Genomic DNA, 18,967 nt, shown 5'->3' on the forward strand with positions numbered 1-18,967 from the left:
CTCACGATGGTGGAGGACCCTGATGGACCCGAACCCAGAAGCTCATGCCTTCGTCCATTCTGTATCGTGCATAGAACATTCTAAGGTCCGTTCCGGCATCCCTGTTCTGGATTCTGTCAATGTATCGAACCGAATATTGTCCGGTACCCGCTCCGGCGCCTTCATAGGTGGAGGCGAATGGGAATTCATCGCATTGGTCATCCGGGTTCTTTTTCCCTGCGGATACCTCTGCTGTCGCGCAAGCCCTGTCCTTCTCGGCCTTGTTTGCGTTCTTTAGGTTCTTGCCGTCCACCCATGTATTCGGGCTTAGATATTTGAGCGGATTTCTCGCGTCTTGATCGGGGTCGTCCCAGTTTCCGGGAATGTGCTTCCCACCCAGCCTTCTGGGAAGAGTGGCTTCGGGATTCCAGTATGCGTCATGGATATGCTGTGCGACCGCCTGGTTGTGCGGATCACCGGTATACATTGTGTAGAGCGCGCTTGCCCCTACGAAAATGCATCCATTCTTGTAATAGGGCTGGCTCCACCCTCCCCTTGCCTTGCTATCACACCGTATCTTGGGAGCGTTGTCCTTAGCGGTCTCAAAGATCCTCCCTTCCGGCCTGTTCCACATAGCTACCCGGCTGTCGCCAGCCGAACCGAAAGCCTTCTCATAGATAAGCCATGGCCGCAACGTGCACGCAGCTATTCTGCTCTTGGAGAGGTTGACGTTCGCCGACTGGAAGATGGAAAGGTCGTGGTCGCGCTTCTTCCAATTGCCGATGGTGTCTCGACGGTCCTCCCCGCCAGTTCTCACACAGGTTGAGGAGTTATCAGGGTCGGAATTGGGTTTGATTTCCACCCTCAGAAAGTCGTTGTCGTAGGCAGTTGTTGGCTGCCAGTCCTGGACAGCAGCGAAATTATTAAGACTCGTCCACACGGCGATCTGCCTGGGCTTGGCGTCGCCTCGGACGTTATCGGGAAGAACTTCCGTTCCCGAACTGTCTCCGAGATAGGTCTGCATGACGACAGTCGCCTCGAGCCTCCGCCCGTCCTCGACCTCGGGAGTAACCTGCCAACTACCCTTCTTGTACTTTGCCTCCCAATCGCCCCAACCAATCCACTTGCTCCAACACGCCGTATACGGCCTCAGGAGATCGAATCCCTCGGCGCTGTACGCCTTGTCCCAGCTCTGTTTCCTGAGGTCGTTGCACTGCCCGATAGTCAGCCGGTCATAGGTGAAGAAATTGTAGTCCAGTGGCTCGGCCGCCTGATTGGAAGAGGACAAGGCTGCGGCTCCCCTGTTGGAGGGGGCCGTGATGGTGGATGACTGCACTGAACCGGTTGCTCGCTCCAATGGTTTCTGCGAGGAAGACGGAACTTTCACGGCTGTGGAAGCGCCACCGAGCAATGCGGCGATCTCAGCAGCCGCCAGCGGACGTGGATAAGCCCGAACGTCATCGAGATCGCCGCGCATACTGGTGCCCAGCGTCATGGCGGCATCAGCGTTCCACGCGGGGAAGCTGACCGGTGCGGTCTTGACAGCCGCGCCGTTGAGGTAGAGCGTCGCGGTCTTGGCTGTGGCGTCGTACACGCCGACGAGGTGGAACCATTCGCCCGTCGGTGGTTCGACGTCGGAGAGCACACCCTCGGTCGTCGCGTCGGCGGCATCGGCGCTGGTGAAGGTGAACACTAGCCCGCGGTCGGGGGTGTTGCCGAGGCGGAAGGGCGCCTGGTGGGTGCCCTTCTGCTCGACGACGGTGTAGTCGCCGTCCTTGTCGTTCCACCGTAGCCAGGCGGTGGCGGTGAAGCTCTGGTCGGTGCGGATCACCGGCTCGGCGGTCTGTGCGAGGGGCTCCTCGCCCGGCTGGGCGGCGTTGATGGTGAGCTGCTGCCAGTCCGACCAGGCCGAGGACAGCTGTCCGGCGACGGCGCGGGCGCGCCAGCGCACCTGCCAGTCGTCGGTCAGCTTCCCGGCTGGGACGGCGATGCCGGCTTGGGTGCCGGAGGCGACGTTGTCAATACCGCCGGTCCAGATCTGGCCGGTGCCCTGGCCTTGGGGTGCGGCGGGGTCGTGCTCGAGTTCGTACTCGGCCCGCAGGGTGCCGCCGACCGGGCCACTCACCTGTGCCAGCAGGGTGGGGGTGAGGGTGGAGGTGACGGTGGTGCCGTTCACCACCTGCGAGGGGTTGACCTGCAGCGCGCCCACGGCCGGCTCCGAGATCGGGCCGGGTACGTCGACGGTGGCCTGCTGCCAGTCCGACCAGGCCGAGGTGGTTGAGGCGGCAGCGTTAGCCGCGCGGGCACGCCAGCGGACCTGCCAGTCGTCGGTCAGCTTCCCGGCTGGGACAGCTGCTGTGGCCTGGCTGCCGGAGGCCACTGCGGCGGAGGCGCCGGTCCAGATCTGGCCGGTGCCCTGATCGGTGGCGGCCGGGTCGTGCTCGATCTCAAACTGGCCCGTCAGGGTGCCGCCGATGGCGTCGGAGACAGTGGCGGCCAACTGTGGGGTGAGGGAGGTGACCGTGGTGGTGCCGGCGACGTCCTGGGCCGGGGTGACGGTCAAGCCGCTGATCGCCGGGGCGGAGACTGGGCCGGTAGTGGTGACGGTCAGCGTCGGCGGGCTATTGAACTCGCCGACCTCCTCCGAAGCGGGAAACACCCGGAAGTTCTCAACGTTGGTCTCGGTCGGCGACTGCAGCACCAGGCCGTGGTTGGCCGCGCCGGCGGCCCAGTCCTGAGCGATGCCGGTGGCCGGCCACTCCAGCAGAGTGGGATCGGCGCAGGCGGAGTCGTAACCCGCCTTGTTGATCTGGGCGTCCTCTGTGGTGGAGATCGGCTTGTTGACCCAGTACAGGTTGTTCTCATCCCATGCACTGGTCAGGCGGCGCACCTGGATGCCCGCGCCGACCGCGCTACCGCAGGCCTGAGCGCCGATGTTCAGCACCGAGAGCTTGGCGTCGGTCACCGTGGCGCCGGTCAGGCTGGTGGTGTCGAAGCGCAGGTGTACCCGGTACTTCAGGCTGCCGATCCGAGTGCCGGCCATGATGATGGGATAGGTCGGGTCGGCCGGAAAGTTGGCGGTGTTGGTGGACGAGACATCCACATCGTGGTTGAACGGCAGTGTGGTCGTCGGATCCACCCGCACCGGATACTTCGTGGCCGGATCGGACAAGAACGCGTGGTCGGGTTTGAGCACCAGCTCGGTCCGGCCGCCGGTGGTCACCACGTCGGTGGCGATCTTCGCGTGCCGGGCCTGTGGCAGGCGGCTCGTGGCCAAGTGAGCTCCGGCGGGGGCGTCCCACATCACTGGCTGCGGCGCCGAAGCGACCAGCTTCTTGCCCTTGCCGCCGGTGAGTAGCAGGCGCCCGCCCTTGCCCTCGGTGAGGGTCAGACCATCGGTCTCCACCCCGATGCGCAACTCCAGCGGCGCAGCAGGCCGCTCGCGCAGCACCACGTCGTGCCGGAACCCGGTCGGCAGCACGGTCACGACCAGGTCCGCGCCCTTGCCGGCCGCGTCGGTGAACGTAGCCACGTTCTTGCTGACCGTCGGCTTGGGCAGGGCGGTCGGCCACCGCAGCGCGTACGACTGCCCGTCAGCGGCTGTCATCTTCACGAACGCACCCGTGCCGCCGGTGGAAACCTCCACCGTGGCACCCGACGCGAGCGCCTTCGGCTTCAGTAGCCCGCCCTGCTCGGCTAGCAAGACGTCGATCGGCACCCACGTGCCATTCTGCTTGGTCCGCACCGGACCCGCAGTGATCTCGGTCGTGAACGTCTTCCCGTCAGGCTGAGCGTAAGTGACACTGGTCTCGGTGGTTTTGTCGACGACCTCGACTCTCTTGTTCTGGCTGACCGCCTGACGCGAAGCGGCTGTCTCCCCTTGTGACGGTGCGTTGGAGACCGCGTTTCCGTTCTTTCCGGCGATCCGGACCGCTGTGTCGTTCAGCTTCGCGTCATGGCCTTGTCCCGACGCATCAGCGGCCGTGCGGCCGTTAGCCTCGTCGAACGTCCAATGACCTGCCATCTTTACGAGAGTAGTGAACGACCACGAGTGGGTGGTCGTCATGACGTTGTCCCACAAATCCTGCGCACCGCTCACCTCAGCGGTGTATTTGGTGCCAACAGACAACAGCTGGGCCGGGGTAAAGATCACCGACTTCTGATCGGTTTCCGATCTGAGGCTTCCCGTAACCACCGCTCCCGCGGAGTCCTTCAACGTGAGCTGCGCATTTCGTACCGGTTTGTCAAAAGTGGCTTTCACCTGAACATCTGCCGGTACATCGATGGCGTCGCCTGCCGGACCCGTCTCGATGACTACAGGCCCTGCCTTGTCCGAGGGGATGTCCTCCGGATCTGGCCCGCTCCAGTCTTCCCCTGGAAGGGGTTGTAGCTTATCGGGGCCGACCTCATAAAGGGCGCCTGGCTTGCTTTGGATAACGTTTGCCTCATCAAGTGTGATCCCACCCAGTTCTGGGCCGCCCTCCCCATGGTCGACCTGCATCGGCAGGGCTTCCTCATACGTCGGCCAACGGGATAGATCCTCGTCGGAGGAGAAGACGACTCGGAGCTTGTACGCGGGGGTGAAGTCGACGGTGAGTTGGGGCCATGCGCCAAGCCACCGTCGGTCTGCTCCTTGGAGCGGTAGCGGCGCCAGTTGGTGAGGTCGGACTCGTTGCCGGCGGTGAGCAGGAAACCGTAGTTCGGTTCTCCGTCGGCCCAGTCCTGAGTGATCTCGTTGACGGAGTGGATGAGGTCGGACGCGTAGTTCATGGAGCCCGAGCAGTTGGTGCTGTAAGCGCCGTATTCGGTGTCCACACCTGCGCTGGTGGCCAGCGGCTGGTTGCTCCAGGTCAGGGTGGAGACATCCCAGCGTTCGGTGATGCGGCGGGCGGCGATGCCGGAGCCGACATACAGGCCGCAGTCGTTGGACAGGTAGTTCCACAAGGTGAGGTCGGCGTTGTCGACCTTCCCGCCCCGTAGCGGGGAGTCGGCTGGGATGTCGTCGAAGCGGATGTAGCTGCGCCAGCGCACGCCACCGTCGTTGGATTTACCGGCCAGGATCCGGTCCAGGCCACTGTTGGCGTAGCCGTCGGGATAGTCCAAGCTGTTGACAAAGGTGTCGTTGGCCAGCTCGGGTTCCCACCAATCGGAGTCGGCGGCCATTACGGTCACCGGGTAGGTGACCGTGGGGTCGGCCAGGAACGCCGTGTCGGGGGTGAGCACCAGCGCCGAGCCGTCCTGCTCCACGCTGACGTGTGCCTTGCCGACCTTTCCGGCGTCGATCGGCCCGTTCGGGTCGGCGGCGACGGCGTCCAGCACCAGCGCCGGCCGGACCTCGGCGACCGTCTTCTTGCCGTCCTCGGCCAGCAGGATCGGCTGCCCGGCGGCGTTGGTGTCGTAGGACATGCCCTTAGGCAGGTCCACCGGCAGACGGAAGGTCACCGGGGCGCTCGGCCGCTCCCGGATCACGATCCGCTGCCGGAAACCGGTCACCGTGGCGGTGACGACCAGGTCCACACCCGCGCCGTAGGCGGACGGGTAGGTGGCGGTGCTGCCGGTCAGTTTGGGCTCAGGCAGCTTGCCGGGAGCGGCGATCTCCGCGGTGCCCCGCGCGGTCTTGCTCTTCAGCAAGACGGCGTCCTCGCCCGCCGACAGGGTCAGGTCGCCCTTGGCGGCCTTGGGCTTGATGACACCGTTGTCTTCAACCAGGGTGGTGTCGATCGGCGTGAAGCCCTCGCCCTTGGCTTTCTTGACCCGGATGGGTTGGGTGTGCAGTTCCATCCGCAGGGTTTTGCCGTCGGGGTTGGCGAAGACCGTTGTGCTTTCGGTCTGCTGGGAGGGGATCTCCACTCGTTTGCCGGTCTCGCGGGCTTTCTTCTTGGCGGCTTCCACCACCTTGTCCACGACCGGCGTGCCGCCCTTCGGCGCGGGGGCCGGCTGGGCCTGGGCGGGGACCGACTGGGTGGGGGCGGGGGGTGATGGCGGTTCTTGCTAGGCCCAGGACGGCGCCGCAGCCAGGCTGATGACCAGCGTCGCGGCCAGCGTCGCGGCGGTGGCGTTCGCAAGTCGGCGTTTACGCCGCCTGCTGATGGAAGGGGAAGGCGAATGCCCTCCTCTTCCTGTTGTCAAGGTCACTCAGGTCTCCTGCATGCATGCGAGTGGCCCGCGCGATCGCACGGGCCACTCGAACAAGGATTCGGCATGCAGGACGTTACTTGTAGAGCTGACGTAAAGATAGATAGATCATCAATTTTGGTGATCATGGACGAAGATCGAATATAGATAGATCAATACCTGCTAAACGGGTCGGCTACCTTCCGCGATCGAGCGGTGTGACGGGTTGAACAAAGCGAAATGAAACCTGTTGACCTCCCTTTCTTCACGTCACTGGCTGTTTCCAGTCCAACCTCGAAACCGTGTCATAGGGACGCCGCTAGGGATGGCGACGGCCGCGCCGCCAGCGCGAGCAGTCAGCGGAGGCCGGGGTGAACTCGGGCACGTCGAGGGTCAGGGCCCCGGCAAGTTGATGTTTTGAACGGATTCGTTCGTATTCGTCCAGCGGCGTAAGTAGGGGCGGGTAAGGAAATACCAAGCCCGCAACGACGGAAAGACACGGCTCCCGAAGATCAGAGGTGTCTAAAGCCGCCTGATCGAATGAGGAAACCGTGCCTGTCGCGCCATCATCGCTGATCAACGCTGTCGGCTGCGAGCAAGTTGGGCAAACGGATACCGATTCTTCCGCCCGGCTGAAGCTCACCGACCGGTTCGCCCTGATTTCCGACCCACGCTCAGCGCGAGGGCGACGCCACTCGCTGGCCTCGATCCTGGCGATCGTGGCATGTGCCACCGTGGCGGTGGGCGGCGACTGCCTGACCGCGATCGAACAGTGGGCCGACAACGCCCCCCAGCAGGTCCTGGCCGACCTGCACATCTGGCGCGATCCATTCACCGGCCTGCACCAGCCGCCCAGCGAACGCACCATCCGCCGCGTCCTGGCCGGCTTGGACGGTGACGAACTCGACGCCTGCCTGGCAACCTTCCTCGGCCAGCCGCCCACCGTCGAACCGCACGAGCGCGCCCCAGCACCGGTGAGCCGGCGCACCGAGCGCGAAGCCCGCCGCGCCGCTCGCCGATCTCCCGCGCAGACGCCGGGCCTATTGCCGGCCTACGCCGTCGACGGCAAGCGCCTCAAAGGTGCCCACCACCCCGGCGGCGGCCGCGTTCACTTGATCAGCCTGGCCGCCCACCTCGACGCCACCGTCCACGCACAACGCCAGATCCCCGCCAAAAGCAGCGAGATCAGCGCCCTGGACGCGCTGCTGCGTCAGGCCACCGACACCGAACTGACCGGCGCTGTCATCACCGCCGACGCCCTGCACACCCAGCGCGCCTCCGCACGACTGCTGATCGACGACCATCACGCGCACTACGTCATGATCGTCAAAGCCAATCAGCCCACTCTGCGCGCCGCCGCCATCACCGCACTGACCGGCCCCGACGCCAACTTCATTACCGTCACCCACCGCGAGTTCGACCGCGGACACGGCCGCACCGAGCACCGCATCCTTCGCACAGCCCCGGCCGGCGACATCGATTTCCCCCATGCCGCTCAGGTCTTTCGCATCCTGCGCCATCGAGGCGGCCTGGACGGCATACGTCACAGCAAGGAAGTCTGCTACGGCATCACCGATCTGACTCCGCGGCAGGCCGGACCGGCCCAGCTCGCCGCCTACGTCCGCGGCCACTGGAAGGCCATCGAAAACGGCGTCCATCACGTCCGCGACGTCACCTTCGCCGAGGACGCCTGCCAAGCGCGGACCGCCACCTTGCCCCGCGCCTTGGCTGCTTTCCGCAACCTCGCCACCGGCACCCTACGCCGAGCGGGCCATGTCAATATCGCCCATGCCCGCCGCGATTACGGCTACGACCACCAGCGCGTCCTTGACCTGTTCAACCTCGGACCGAAGTGATCACACCGACCAAATCACAAACTTGCCGGGGCCCTGCGTCGAGGGTGGGTTGCATCGGGCTTTCCCCGCCGGGCGGGGCGGTGTGGTGGGCACCGCCCCGGAATGAGTGGGTCAGGCGTTCTCGCGGTTGAAGACGCGGGTGCCGGCCGTCACGCAGACCACGGATAGGACCAGGGTGACCGCGACTCCGGCCATCACAGCCGGAGTCGTGTAGCGCCCGTTGAACAGGTCGCGGATGGCCTCGAGGACGTAGCGGAACGGGGTCGCCCGGGACAGCGCGTCGAGCCAGCCGGGTGCCATCGACATCGGCAGGAACGCCCCCGACAGCAGGACCAGCGGGACGATCCCGGTGCTCATGATCGGCAGGAACAGGTCGGGGTTCATGGTGAGCGCCAGCGCGTTCGACAGGGCGGCCAGGCTCACCCCCAGCAGCGCCATGAGGACGAGCCCGGCCAGCACACCGGGGATCGCCGCGCGCATGCCGAAGGCGTAGCCCACCACGATCAACATGATCGACTGGATCAGCAGGGTGACCGAGCTGCCCAGGACCCGGCCGAGCAGCAGGGACATCCGGTACGCCGGGGTGACCCGCAGCCGCTCCAGCACGCCCGACCTGGCGTCGAAGACGACACCGAACCCGGCCATGCCCGCGCTGAGCAGGCCCACCTGGACCAGCAGGCCGGGGATCAGCGTCTCCCAGGTCCCGATGGTGGCGAACAGCGGTCCGAACAGCACCAGGTAGAGCAGGGGCTGCAGGACGCCGAAGACGATCCCGGCCTTCTGCCGCAGGGAGATCCGGAGGTTGTGCCGGAAGATCAGCCAGGTGTCGCGGATCATACTGTCTCCTCCCGCAGGGAACGGCCGGTGATGGACAGGAAGACGTCGTCGAGGCTGCCGGTGCCGCCCTTGAGCTCGGCCGGGGTGCCCTCGGCGACGATCACGCCGTGGTCGATGATGAACAGGCGGTCGGCCAGCGCGTCCGCCTCGTCGAGGTAGTGCGTGGTGAGGAAGACCGTGAGCCCCTCCTCCTCGCGCAGGCGCCTGACGTGATCCCAGAGGTCGGCGCGGCTCTGCGGGTCGAGCCCGGTGGTGGGCTCGTCCAGGAAGAGCAGCGACGGACCGTGGACCAGGCCGAACGCGAGGTCGAACCGGCGTCGCCAACCGCCCGACAGCGCGCCGCCCGGCCGCGTCTCCATACCGGTGAGGGCGAGGCGGGCGAGCACCTCGCGGACCCGCTCACGTGCCTCGCCGGGCCGCATGCCGTACAGCATGGCGTGCAGTTCGAGCTCCTCGCCCACCGGGTTCGCCGGGCTGATGCCCCCGCCCTGGGAGACGTAGCCGATGCGCCGCCGTACGCCCCGGGGATCGGCGAGCAGGTCGTGCCCGGCCACCGTGGCGCTCCCCCCGGAGGGGCGGAGCAGCGTGGTCAGCATGCGCATCGTGGTCGTCTTCCCCGCTCCGTTGGGCCCGAGGAAGCCCACGATCTCCCCGGTCTCCACGGCCAGGTCCACGCCCCGGACGGCCTCGACGCCGCCCGGGAAGGTCTTGGTCAGACCTGATGTCTTGATCATTTGATCGCCCCCGGACTTAAAGTAACACCAAATTTGGAGTCACTGCAAAATTTGTCCGGCGCCATAGAATGGATCCATGAGTGAGGGCCTGCGCGAGCGCAAGAAGAGAGAGACCCGGTTGCGCATCTCCGACATCGCGACGGGACTGTTCATGATGCGGGGGTTCGACAACGTGACGGTGGCGGAGGTCGCCAGGGCCGCCGACGTCTCGGTCAACACGGTCTTCAACTACTTCCCGGCGAAGGAGGACCTGCTCTTCGACCAGCAGGACGAGGTGCAGGAGCTGCTCGGCCGGGTCGTACGGGCGCGCAGGCCCGGCGAGAGCGCGGCGGAGGCGGTCCGCCGCGACTTCCTGGACGCCCTGGACGCCCTGGACACCGGCCACTACCGGTACGGCCTCCATGAGGGCAGCGACGTCTTCACCCGGATGATCAGCGCGAGCCCGGCGCTCACCGCCCGGCTCCGGGAGATGAACGAGCTACGGGAACAGGCCCTGGCCAAGGCGCTGACGGACGAGACAGAGGCCGACCCCGACGACCTCACCCCCGGCCTCGTCGCCGGGCAGATCTGCGCGACGCTCCACACCCTGATGTCCTACGCCGCCCGGCGCATGCTCGCCGGCGAGAGCGCGGAAACCATCGCCCCGGACCTGCGCCGGCAGACCGACCTCGCCTTCCGCCTCCTGGAGTCGGGGGTCGGCGACTACTGCATCCGCTGGGAGGACATCACGCAGGCCGGCGGGGCCGACACCTCCAGAGCCATTCCGTAAGCGGGACGACCCGGACCGGGCAGGGCCGGCGCGGGTCCGGCGCCGTTTTTCACCGGGCCGGCTCCGGTGGCCGCCCACCGCAACGAGGACACGAGCCCTCCCGTCGGCCGCGATCACGCTCCGGACCGATGAGGCCGGTGCTCGCCGTACGGAAAAGACGATCTTCGGACGATATGATCCAACGGCAGTTCACCCGGTCCTACGATCCCCGGAGAGTCATCCGTGCCGACGCGCGAGCGTGTCCGCGCCGCCCTGGAGGCCCCGCGTTTCCAGCGGTTCATCATCGCGGTCATCGTGACCAACGCGGCCACCCTGGGGCTGGAGACCTCGGCCGTCGCCGTCGAACGGTACGGCACGGCGCTGACCGTCGTCGACCATCTGGCGCTCTACGTCTTCGTGGCGGAGCTGGCCGCCAAGCTCTACGCCTACCGGCTGCGGTTTTTCCGCGACCCGTGGAACCTCTTCGACACCGTGATCGTCGCGGTCTCCCTGCTGCCCACGGCCGGAGGGCTGTCGGTGCTGCGGGCCCTGCGGATCCTGCGGGCCCTGCGGCTGATCTCCGTGGTGCCGAGCCTGCGCAGGGTCGTGACCGCCCTGCTCACCGCGGTGCCGGGGATGACGTCGATCGTCCTGCTGCTCGGCCTGGTGCTCTACGTCGCGGCCGTGATGGGCACCAAGCTCTATCACGCCACCGCGCCGGAGTACTTCGGCGACCTGCCCACTTCGCTGTTCACCCTTTTCCAGATGATGACCGGGGACGCGTGGTCCGACATCACCCGCGAGGTGATGGACGAGCATCCCTCGGCGTGGGTGTTCTTCGTGTTGTTCATGCTGGTTTGCACCTTCGTCGTGCTGAACCTGTTCATCGCGGTGGTGGTCAGCGCGATGGAGGACGAGCACGCCGAGGAATCGGTCCAGGCGACACGGGACCTCGGCGTGACCGTGCTCGCGGAGCTGGCCGCCCTCCGGGCGGAGGTGCGGGAGCTCCGGGCACGGGCCCCCGCGGCGCCGGAGGCGGGCGACCGGCGCGGCTCAGCGGGAGTAGAACTCCACCACGAGCTGCTCGTCCACGGGGACCACGACCTGCTCGCGCAGCGGGCGGGCGACCACGGTGAAGCGGAGCTCGGCGTGGTTGACGTCCAGGTAGGGGGCGATCCGGTCGTCGGCGTAGACGCCCTCGGCCGCGGCGACGAACGGCTGCATCGCGCGTGACCGCTGCCGCACCGCGATGACCTGGCCGGGCTTGACCAGGTAGCTGGGGATGTCCACCTTGCGGCCGTCCACGGTGATGTGGCCGTGGGTGACGTACTGGCGGGCCGCGTAGATGGACGGGGCCAGACCGGAACGCAGGACGAGCGAGGCGAGGCGGCTCTCCAGCAGCACCACCAGTTCGGCTCCGGAACGCCCGGTGCCGCGGAGTGCCATGTCCCAGTAGCGGCGCATCTGCCGCTCGGAGACGTCGTAGTACCAGCGCAGCTTCTGCTTCTCCATCAACCGCAGGCCGTAGTCACCGGTCTGGCGCCGGTTGGTCTTGCGCCCGTGCTCGCCCGGCGGATACGGACGCTCCTCGAAGTAGCGGACGGCCTTACGGGTCAGCGGGACGCCCGCCCGGCGGGACAGACGCACCTTGGGACCGGTGTAGCGCACACTTGCTCCTCTGTGATTAGGTTTACCTTAGTGAGGCAAGCCTAACCTTAATTGCAAGTGTCCTCCGACCTCAAGGAGAGCCGGTTCATGCAGCAGCCCGTCACCGCTCCGCCGATCCCTGAGCGTGTCCGCACGCTGGCCGCGACCGCCACTCCCACCCATGTGTCCCTCTCCGGCTCGGCCCGGCCCGCGATGTCCGCCAGGGGTGGCGTGGACGGCGCCGGGCGGCCGGTGTTGCTGGTCGCGCCGGGAGATCCGCTTTACGGGGTGCGCGACGAGCCCGTGGTCACCGTCGACCTGTCCGCGGACCGTTCCCTGGGCGGGCTGAAGCTCTCCCGCGGCCTGCTCAAGGTGCAGGGCTGGGTGCAGGCCGTACCGGCCGACGAGGCGCGGGAGACCGCGGTGGCGATCGCCGAGCACTGCCCGGACGAGGCGTTGTTCGAAGCCGTGGAGAGCGCCGACGGCCCCCGGTTGCTCCGCGTCGACGTCGGTCAGGTGATCTATCTCACCGGCCCCGAGTCGGGCGTCCTGGACGCCGAGGAGTATCTCGGCGCCGACCCCGATCCGCTGATGGACGACGCCGAGCGGATGCTCCGCCATGTCAACGCCGCCCACCGGGGCCAGCTGGAGAGCACGCTGCGCTCGCTGCTGACCGATCCCGTCTCCGAGATCTGGCTCTGGGAGCTCGACCGTTTCGGCGCGACCATCCGCTCCGGCATCAAGGATCCGACCCTGGTCCGTCTGCCCTGGCCCACCCCCATGACCGACGCCCGGTCCCTGGAGGAGGCACTGCGCTGCCTGCTCTGCCACCGCTGACGGAGGCTTCGGCCCTCGCCCGGTGAGTGCGAGGGACGCGCGCACGCGCGACGGCGGACGGCCCGGCCAACGGGCGGCGCTCCGGTGACGTGCCCGGCCACGGCCGGAGCCCGCGCCGGTGGCGGTGCCGCCGAGCCGGATCGAGCCGGAAACGGATACGGCGAGCCGGTCGCCGGAATGCGACGTCCGATCCTCGCCAGCGCGTCGCGAGCCGGTCCGCCAGAGTCGAACTCGGCTTGAGGCCGCCGGAATTCGACGCAGAAGGACTTATCAGTGCACAAGACCCCTGAGCTGAAAGTGATGTACTTCGGAACACCCGTGGTGCTGATCGGCTCCCGCAACGAGGACGGCACCGCCAATCTCGCACCCATGTCGTCCGCCTGGTGGTTGGGTCAGTGCGCCATGCTGGGCATGGGAAACAGTGCCCGGACGACGGCGAACCTGCTCCGCGAACGCGAATGCGTGCTCAACCTGCCGTCTTCCTCGATGGTCGACGCCGTCGACCGGCTCGCGCTGCTCACCGGAGCGCCGGCGGTGTCGCCGCGCAGGGTCGAGCAGGGTTATCGGTATGAGCCGGACAAATTCTCGGCCGCACGGCTGACCCAGCAGCCCGCGGACCTGGTCGGGGCGCCACGCGTGGCCGAATGCCCCATCCAGCTGGAGTGCCGGGTCACCGCGGCGCACCCGTTCGGCGCTCCCGCGCTGAACGCCACCGCCTTCCAGGTGGAGATCGTGCGCGTCCACGTCGAGGAAGAACTGATCATCCCGGGGACGCACTACATCGACCCGCTCAAATGGGATCCACTCATCATGAAGTTCTGCGAGTTCTTCGGCGGCGCGGACAACATCCACCCCTCCAGGCTCGCCGAGGGCTGGAACATGCCGCACGAACTCCAGCGCACGGCATGATCACCCAAGGCGGCGCGGAGGGCTCGGATAGCTGGAGTGACTCCTCCCCTTCGTAAACGGGGGCTTCTTGCTACTCCCCCTCGTAAAGGGGGGCTTCTCGCGACGCCGCATGGCCGTCCACCCTGGAGGCGCTCGTACGGCCGGCGCCGGAGCGCGTGGTCCCCGGCCACGATGACGTCGTCGGCCCGAGCCAGGTGACCGCGCAGGCGGCACAGCCGGCCGAGGTCGCGCAGGTCGCCCGAGAGGCCTTCAACGCGGGACGCCCGGAAGGCCTTCGGCGCGGGACGGGACGCCGGCAGCGCCCGGCGTGACGTGCCGTTCCCGGAGGAGACGGCCCGCCACGCCCTCGCCAGGGCCTACCGCCGGCTGCGCGGCGAACCCCCATACGATTCCGGAGAAAAACTCGCCGCCATTCTCGGCGTACGCCGGAATTAGGAGAGAAAATCACTCCGAGAGCGGATGACTAATTCTCCGCGCCCACCTCACGGGTATTGCGGATGACCTCGTCGACGAACCCGTAGTCCTTGGCCTCGGAGGCGGTGAACCACCGGTCGCGGTCCCAGTCGGCCTCGATCTGCTCCAGCGGCTGACCGGTGTGGAAGGAGATCCGCTCGCGCATCATCTGCTTGGTGTAGAGCATCTGCTCGGCCTGGATGGCGATGTCGGTCGCCGTCCCGCCGAGGCCGCCGGACGGCTGGTGCATGATGACCCGGGCGTGCGGCAGCGCGTACCGCTTGCCGGGTGCGCCCGAGCAGAGCAGGAACTGCCCCATCGAGCCCGCGATGCCCATGCCCACGGTGGCGACGTCGTTGGGGACGTACTGCATCATGTCGTAGATGGCCATGCCCGCCGACACCGAGCCACCGGGCGAGTTGATGTAGAGCCAGATGTCACTGCGGTCGTCGTCGGCCGAGAGCAGCAGCAGCTCGCCGCAGATCCGGTTGGCCACCTCGTCGTTCACCTCGCTGCCGAGCACGACGATCCGCTTGCGGAGCAACCGCTGGTACAGCTGGTCCTCGAGCACGGGCTGTGGACTGGTCATCTCTTTCACCTGCCCCGAATCCAGAATTTGTGAATGATGAATCCTTGTGACGATAACGCCACCCGCCCCCGTGTTTTCATCCCGTTCGCTGTGAGCGCTTTTCGCTGAGAGCGCAGCCTGGTGAATTCGTTTCATCGGTACCGGCTCAACCATCCCGGTTTCGGCGCACGTCCTGTCCCGGCTCACCCGCCCCGGGCAGGGTTCACGGCTCCCACCCCCTTCGGGAGGTCCTCGCCCGGTTCGCCCGTCCTCTCTGGCGCCTCCGCCCCGGGAGAGGCTCCGGTCACCGTACGAAGGATGTCGTCACCGTGTGTGATGATGGCCACATCATGCCCGTGACCATGCCCGCGATCGCGCCCGGTGTCCACCCGACTCCTCGGTGCCTTCCCGTGGCATGTCGAGCACAGCTCCAGCCGCGGCGCCGTACACCGTGAAAGGCTTTTCCATGATCGTCAATCGCGTTCTCTCCGCCGGACTTCTGGCCGCCCTCGCCGTCACCTCGGTGAGCGCCTGCGGCGCCCAGTCCCCCACTCAGGAGGCCGTACCCGCCACGAAGGCGCCCGCCGTGGCGAGCACGTCCAACAGCGCCGCCCCTCTCATGATCACCGATCCGTGGGTGAAGACCACCAAGAAGGGGATGAGCGCCGCCTTCGGCACCCTGGTCAACAACACCGACGCCGACGTGACCGTCGTCTCCGGCGCCTCACCGCTGTCGCCGAAGATCGAGCTGCACGAGGTGGTCGACGCCAAGGGCAAGTCGGTCATGCGGCTCAAGGAGGGCGGCTTCGTGATCCCCGCGCGGGGCACCCACCCGCTCCAGCCGGGCGGTGACCACATCATGCTGATGAAGGTCACCGAAGAGGTGAAGCCGGGTGCGCAGATCCCGTTCACCCTGACCCTCAAGGACGGCGAGACCCTGAAGTTCACCGCCGTCGGCAAGGACTTCGCCGGCGGCAAGGAGGACTACCGGCCCGGCACAGACGCGGGCAGGAAGCACGGCTGACCCAGGGACTGACAACCATGCGAGACCCCCGAATCACTCGCAGGGGTCTGCTCGCGGGGGGCGCCGCCGCGGCGGCCGGCGCCCTCGCCGCGTGCACCCCCGAGCAGACCCTCTCCACCGGCCGTGCCGCCTCCGGGACCGCGCAGGTGGCCCTCCCGGCAGGCGGCGCGGCCACCGAGCCCTTCCACGGCGCCCACCAGGCCGGGGTCGCCACGGTCCCGCAGGCCCACGTCGTCTTCGTCGGCCTGGACCTGCTGCCGGACACCGGCCGCGAGGCCGTCGTCCGGCTGATGCGCCTGCTCACCGACGACGCCCGCCGTCTGACCCAGGGCCGGCCCGCCCTGGCCGACACCGAACCGGAGCTGGCCGCGCTCCCGGCCCGGCTGACCGTCACCTTCGGCTTCGGTCCCGGCCTGTTCGCCGCGGCCGGGGTGGCGGAGCGGCGGCCCGCGTCGGTGGCGCCGTTACCCGGCTTCGTGATCGACCGGCTGGAGAAGCGGTGGACCGGCGCCGACCTGCTGCTGCAGATCTGCGCCGACGACCCCGTCACCGTCGCCCATGCCCTGCGTATGACCGTCAAGGACGCCCGCTCCTTCGCCCGGGTGCGCTGGGCTCAGCGCGGGTTCCGGCGCAGCCCGCACGCCCAGGCCCCGGCCACCACCCAGCGCAACCTCATGGGCCAGCTCGACGGGACCGTCAACCCCCAGCCGGGGTCGGCGGACTTCGACCGGGCCGTCTGGATCGACGACGGCCCGCCGTGGCTGCACGGCGGCACCACCCTGGTGCTCCGGCGCATCAGCATGAAGATGGAGAAGTGGGACGCCGCCGACCGGGTGGCCAAGGAGTTCACCGTCGGCCGCCGGCTGGACACCGGCGCCCCGCTGACCGGGCGCGTCGAGCACGACGAGCCCGACCTCGCCATGCTCGACGCGACCGGGTTCCCGGTCATCTCCGAGTACGCCCACATCCGCCGCGCCCATGTGCGGGATCCGGGGATGCGGATCCTGCGCCGGGTCTACAACTACGACGAGGGACTCACCCCCGAGGGGCACGCCGACTCCGGGCTGCTGTTCGCCTCCTACCAGGCCGACGTCGCCCGGCAGTTCCTCCCCGTCCAGCGGAAACTGGCCGAGGCCGACCTGCTCAACGAGTGGACGACGCCCATCGGCTCGGCCGTGTTCGCCATCCCCCCGGGCTGCTCGGCGGACGGCTGGATCGGCGAGACCCTGCTCTCCTGATCTCCTGTTTTCGCAGGTGAGAGCCGTATAGCAGTGGGGAACGTCACTTACACTGGGCTTGACAGTCCACTGTTGCCACCGCAAACTATGGACTGAACAGTCCATAGTTTGTCGGGGGATAAGACATGGGCGAACATCTGACCGGACATCCGGCCTGCCTTGATCCGGCACACCGGACAGCGACGGACGCACGATGATCGCAACCGAGCGGATCGCCGCCGTGAAGCGAAGGAAGCGCCTGGCGATAGCCCGCGCACTGCGTGACCGGCAGGGCGCGCTCCTCTTGGAAGAAGGGACACCGGCCGGAGACCCGCCGGTCGAGCCGTCCTGACCTGCCCTGATAATTCCGGTGCCGGCTGCGGCACCTCGCGGGGCCGGTGCCGCCCCGCTGAAGGTGGCTCCCGGCTCCGCGCCTGTCCCCTCCGCTGAGATGTGGCTCCCGGCTCAGCCGGCTGAGAACGCGCCGATCCGCGTCATCGGCGCGTCGCCGCGTGATACTGACGGATCAGCCAGCCGTCCCCGGCACGCTCAGCGACGATGGAGAGCCGCACCGGGTGGGTCTCGCCGGTGCGAGCGGTGAAGGTCACGTCCGCGAAGCCGCCCACGGTCCCCTCACCCAACCGGATGCCACCGAGCACCTCGACCTCCGCCGTCGTCCCCTCGGGGACGACGGCGTAGTATTCGGCGATCTCCTCGGGGCCCGTACGCAGGTCCGGGCCGATGCCCTGGAAGAGCGCGTCCTCGCCGAACAGAGAGACGATGTCGGCCACCCGGTGCCCGTCGAAGGCCCGCCGCCAGGTGCCCAGCAGTTCGGCGACGACATCGGCGCCCGGGGTGCCGCTCAACTCCGCTCCCCGTCGTGGACGGTCAGCCCGGTGTGCAGGGCCTCGCCCTCCCACCGGTCTCGCGGCTGGGTGTGCAACCGCCAGTAGTGTTCGGCGATGTCGTCCGGGTCGAACGCGGTGCCCGGGGCGACGGGACCGCACACCGTGACGCTCGCCACGTGGACGCCGGAGGAACCGTAGGTCTGGTCGAGCAGCGTCACCAGGGTCCGCACTCCGGCCTTGCCGAGTGAAAGGCTCACATACTGCGGCTTCGGCTCGGGCATGCCTCCAGTGACGATGAACGATCCGCCGCCGCGCTGCGCCATCCCGGGCGCGACGTGGGCGGCGGCGGTGAGCGCGCCGACCACGTTGACCGCCCAGGCGTCCAGGTGCGCGCGGACCGACAGCTCGCCCGGCGTGTCGGCCTGGATGACCGCGGCGTTGTACACCACGACGTCCGGCGGACCGAGTTCGCCGGCCGCCCTGTCGAGGGCCTCGCGCAACGCGTTCTCGTTGGTGCTGTCGGCCGCCGCGGTGACGACCGGCACACCGGTGGGGGCAACGGCCTCGGCCGCCGCCGCCAGCGTCTCGTCGCTCCGTGCGATGAGCGCGATCGGCAGCCCCTCTCGCGCGAACCGCCGGGCGACCGCCTGACCGATCCCCGGCCCTGCCCCGATGACCACCGCTCCAGACATCTCAGACTCCCTCACTCTTCGTGATCGGCAACAATGGGAACGCTAAGGCATCACATTGATGCGAAGGTCAACCTCGGAGGGGACCACATGCGGATCGGCGACCTGGCTCAGGAGACGGGGGTGAACCGGCGGCTGCTGCGCTACTACGAGGAGCAGGGCCTGCTGAGGCCGGTACGGCTGGCCAACGGCTACCGGGAGTACGCCGAATCCGACGTCGCGGCGGTGCGCCACATCCGCGCCCTGCTCGCCGCCGGGCTCCCCACCATGGTCATCTCCCGGCTCCTGCACTGCGTCCACGACGAGGACGGGCAGATCATGCCGTCTACCTGCCCGACCATGATCGCCAACCTGCGGCAGGAAAGCGACCGCATCTCCGAGGCGATCACCCAGCTCCAGACGTCCCAGCAGGCGCTCGACACCATGCTCGCCACCGCCCTACGACCGTCCGCGCAGCTGCCGGGCGGCCCCGGCGACACGGAGACGGCCTGACATCCTGACATCGGC

General features: G+C 67.7%; 16 protein-coding genes and 1 pseudogene. 9 read left to right on the forward strand and 8 right to left on the reverse strand.

All coding sequences use genetic code 11. The features are described 5' to 3' along the window. Window position 1: 1 nt before the first annotated feature. Window positions 2-4,321, reverse strand: a complete 4,320-nt coding sequence (locus OHA77_RS03895; RefSeq protein ID WP_406319762.1) for a DNRLRE domain-containing protein — start codon at window positions 4,319-4,321, stop codon at window positions 2-4. After that, window positions 4,294-5,883 carry a DNRLRE domain-containing protein gene (locus OHA77_RS03900; RefSeq protein ID WP_406316172.1) on the reverse strand — a complete coding sequence of 530 codons (1,590 nt, stop codon included), beginning with the start codon at window positions 5,881-5,883 and terminating at the stop codon, window positions 4,294-4,296. The genes OHA77_RS03895 and OHA77_RS03900 overlap by 28 nt, the downstream gene beginning before the upstream one ends. A 761-nt stretch (window positions 5,884-6,644) precedes the next feature. On the opposite strand from OHA77_RS03900, the gene OHA77_RS03905 reads away from it, so the two are divergent. Then, a complete protein-coding gene (locus tag OHA77_RS03905; protein WP_406311517.1) occupies window positions 6,645-7,949 on the forward strand; it encodes an ISAs1 family transposase in 1,305 nt (434 codons plus the stop codon). 111 nt (window positions 7,950-8,060) lie between these two features. Here OHA77_RS03905 and OHA77_RS03910 read toward each other — a convergent pair whose 3' ends face one another. Both OHA77_RS03910 and OHA77_RS03915 read right to left on the reverse strand, forming a co-directional pair. Further along, on the reverse strand, window positions 8,061-8,786 hold the full coding sequence (locus OHA77_RS03910) for an ABC transporter permease (protein WP_406316173.1): 726 nt from the start codon (window positions 8,784-8,786) through the stop codon (window positions 8,061-8,063). Continuing rightward, a complete protein-coding gene (locus OHA77_RS03915; RefSeq protein WP_406316174.1) occupies window positions 8,783-9,520 on the reverse strand; it encodes an ABC transporter ATP-binding protein in 738 nt (245 codons plus the stop codon). The genes OHA77_RS03910 and OHA77_RS03915 overlap by 4 nt, the downstream gene beginning before the upstream one ends. 76 nt (window positions 9,521-9,596) lie before the next feature. Between OHA77_RS03915 and OHA77_RS03920 the strand changes: the two genes are divergently transcribed. Both OHA77_RS03920 and OHA77_RS03925 read left to right on the forward strand, forming a co-directional pair. Further along, entirely contained in the window at window positions 9,597-10,289 is a 693-nt protein-coding gene (locus OHA77_RS03920; RefSeq protein WP_406316175.1) for a TetR family transcriptional regulator, read from the forward strand. A 294-nt stretch (window positions 10,290-10,583) separates the two neighbouring features. Continuing rightward, window positions 10,584-11,135, forward strand: a pseudogene (locus tag OHA77_RS03925) (ion transporter); the annotation flags it as partial. A gap of 186 nt (window positions 11,136-11,321) precedes the next feature. Here the strand turns inward: OHA77_RS03925 and rpsD are convergent. Further along, on the reverse strand, window positions 11,322-11,936 hold the full coding sequence (rpsD, locus tag OHA77_RS03930) for a 30S ribosomal protein S4 (protein WP_326822016.1): 615 nt from the start codon (window positions 11,934-11,936) through the stop codon (window positions 11,322-11,324). An 87-nt stretch (window positions 11,937-12,023) separates the two neighbouring features. Between rpsD and OHA77_RS03935 the strand changes: the two genes are divergently transcribed. Both OHA77_RS03935 and OHA77_RS03940 read left to right on the forward strand, forming a co-directional pair. Next, window positions 12,024-12,752, forward strand: a complete 729-nt coding sequence (locus OHA77_RS03935; RefSeq protein ID WP_406316176.1) for a DUF2470 domain-containing protein — start codon at window positions 12,024-12,026, stop codon at window positions 12,750-12,752. Between the two features lie 273 nt (window positions 12,753-13,025). After that, window positions 13,026-13,661, forward strand: a complete 636-nt coding sequence (locus OHA77_RS03940; RefSeq protein WP_406316177.1) for a flavin reductase family protein — start codon at window positions 13,026-13,028, stop codon at window positions 13,659-13,661. Window positions 13,662-14,124: 463 nt separating this feature from the next. On the opposite strand, the gene OHA77_RS03945 is transcribed toward OHA77_RS03940, so the two are convergent. Beyond that, window positions 14,125-14,703: a ClpP family protease gene (locus tag OHA77_RS03945; protein WP_406316178.1), complete on the reverse strand. Its 579-nt coding sequence runs from the start codon at window positions 14,701-14,703 to the stop codon at window positions 14,125-14,127. 445 nt (window positions 14,704-15,148) lie between these two features. On the opposite strand from OHA77_RS03945, the gene OHA77_RS03950 reads away from it, so the two are divergent. The 3 genes from OHA77_RS03950 to OHA77_RS03960 all read left to right on the forward strand — a co-directional run bounded on the left by OHA77_RS03950 (window position 15,149) and on the right by OHA77_RS03960 (window position 17,275). Beyond that, complete coding sequence (locus OHA77_RS03950) at window positions 15,149-15,706, forward strand: copper chaperone PCu(A)C (RefSeq protein ID WP_406316180.1); 558 nt, start codon at window positions 15,149-15,151, stop codon at window positions 15,704-15,706. 17 nt (window positions 15,707-15,723) lie between these two features. Next, a complete protein-coding gene (locus tag OHA77_RS03955) occupies window positions 15,724-16,944 on the forward strand; it encodes a Dyp-type peroxidase (RefSeq protein ID WP_406316181.1) in 1,221 nt (406 codons plus the stop codon). A 193-nt stretch (window positions 16,945-17,137) separates the two neighbouring features. Then, window positions 17,138-17,275, forward strand: coding sequence for a hypothetical protein (locus OHA77_RS03960; RefSeq protein ID WP_406316183.1), 138 nt, complete (start codon window positions 17,138-17,140; stop codon window positions 17,273-17,275). A 142-nt stretch (window positions 17,276-17,417) separates the two neighbouring features. Here OHA77_RS03960 and OHA77_RS03965 read toward each other — a convergent pair whose 3' ends face one another. After that, window positions 17,418-17,789, reverse strand: coding sequence for a nuclear transport factor 2 family protein (locus OHA77_RS03965; protein WP_406316185.1), 372 nt, complete (start codon window positions 17,787-17,789; stop codon window positions 17,418-17,420). Beyond that, window positions 17,786-18,463: an SDR family NAD(P)-dependent oxidoreductase gene (locus OHA77_RS03970; protein WP_406316186.1), complete on the reverse strand. Its 678-nt coding sequence runs from the start codon at window positions 18,461-18,463 to the stop codon at window positions 17,786-17,788. The genes OHA77_RS03965 and OHA77_RS03970 overlap by 4 nt, the downstream gene beginning before the upstream one ends. Before the next feature lie 87 nt (window positions 18,464-18,550). On the opposite strand from OHA77_RS03970, the gene OHA77_RS03975 reads away from it, so the two are divergent. After that, on the forward strand, window positions 18,551-18,952 hold the full coding sequence (locus tag OHA77_RS03975) for a MerR family transcriptional regulator (protein WP_406316188.1): 402 nt from the start codon (window positions 18,551-18,553) through the stop codon (window positions 18,950-18,952). Window positions 18,953-18,967: the final 15 nt, after the last annotated feature.

This window comes from Streptosporangium sp. NBC_01639 (assembly GCF_045209755.1).
GTDB lineage: Bacteria > Actinomycetota > Actinomycetes > Streptosporangiales > Streptosporangiaceae > Streptosporangium.

Excerpts from the sequence above, each read along its gene's own strand:
- OHA77_RS03955 (WP_406316181.1), top strand. The coding sequence starts at position 15,724 with ATGCGAGACCCCCGAATCACTCGCAGGGGTCTGCTCGCGGGGGGCGCC.
- OHA77_RS03945 (WP_406316178.1), bottom strand. The coding sequence starts at position 14,703 with ATGACCAGTCCACAGCCCGTGCTCGAGGACCAGCTGTACCAGCGGTTG.
- OHA77_RS03950 (WP_406316180.1), top strand. The coding sequence starts at position 15,149 with ATGATCGTCAATCGCGTTCTCTCCGCCGGACTTCTGGCCGCCCTCGCC.
- OHA77_RS03920 (WP_406316175.1), top strand. The coding sequence starts at position 9,597 with ATGAGTGAGGGCCTGCGCGAGCGCAAGAAGAGAGAGACCCGGTTGCGC.
- OHA77_RS03975 (WP_406316188.1), top strand. The coding sequence starts at position 18,551 with ATGCGGATCGGCGACCTGGCTCAGGAGACGGGGGTGAACCGGCGGCTG.
- OHA77_RS03935 (WP_406316176.1), top strand. The coding sequence starts at position 12,024 with ATGCAGCAGCCCGTCACCGCTCCGCCGATCCCTGAGCGTGTCCGCACG.
- OHA77_RS03970 (WP_406316186.1), bottom strand. The coding sequence starts at position 18,463 with ATGTCTGGAGCGGTGGTCATCGGGGCAGGGCCGGGGATCGGTCAGGCG.
- OHA77_RS03915 (WP_406316174.1), bottom strand. The coding sequence starts at position 9,520 with ATGATCAAGACATCAGGTCTGACCAAGACCTTCCCGGGCGGCGTCGAG.
- OHA77_RS03910 (WP_406316173.1), bottom strand. The coding sequence starts at position 8,786 with ATGATCCGCGACACCTGGCTGATCTTCCGGCACAACCTCCGGATCTCC.
- OHA77_RS03960 (WP_406316183.1), top strand. The coding sequence starts at position 17,138 with ATGATCGCAACCGAGCGGATCGCCGCCGTGAAGCGAAGGAAGCGCCTG.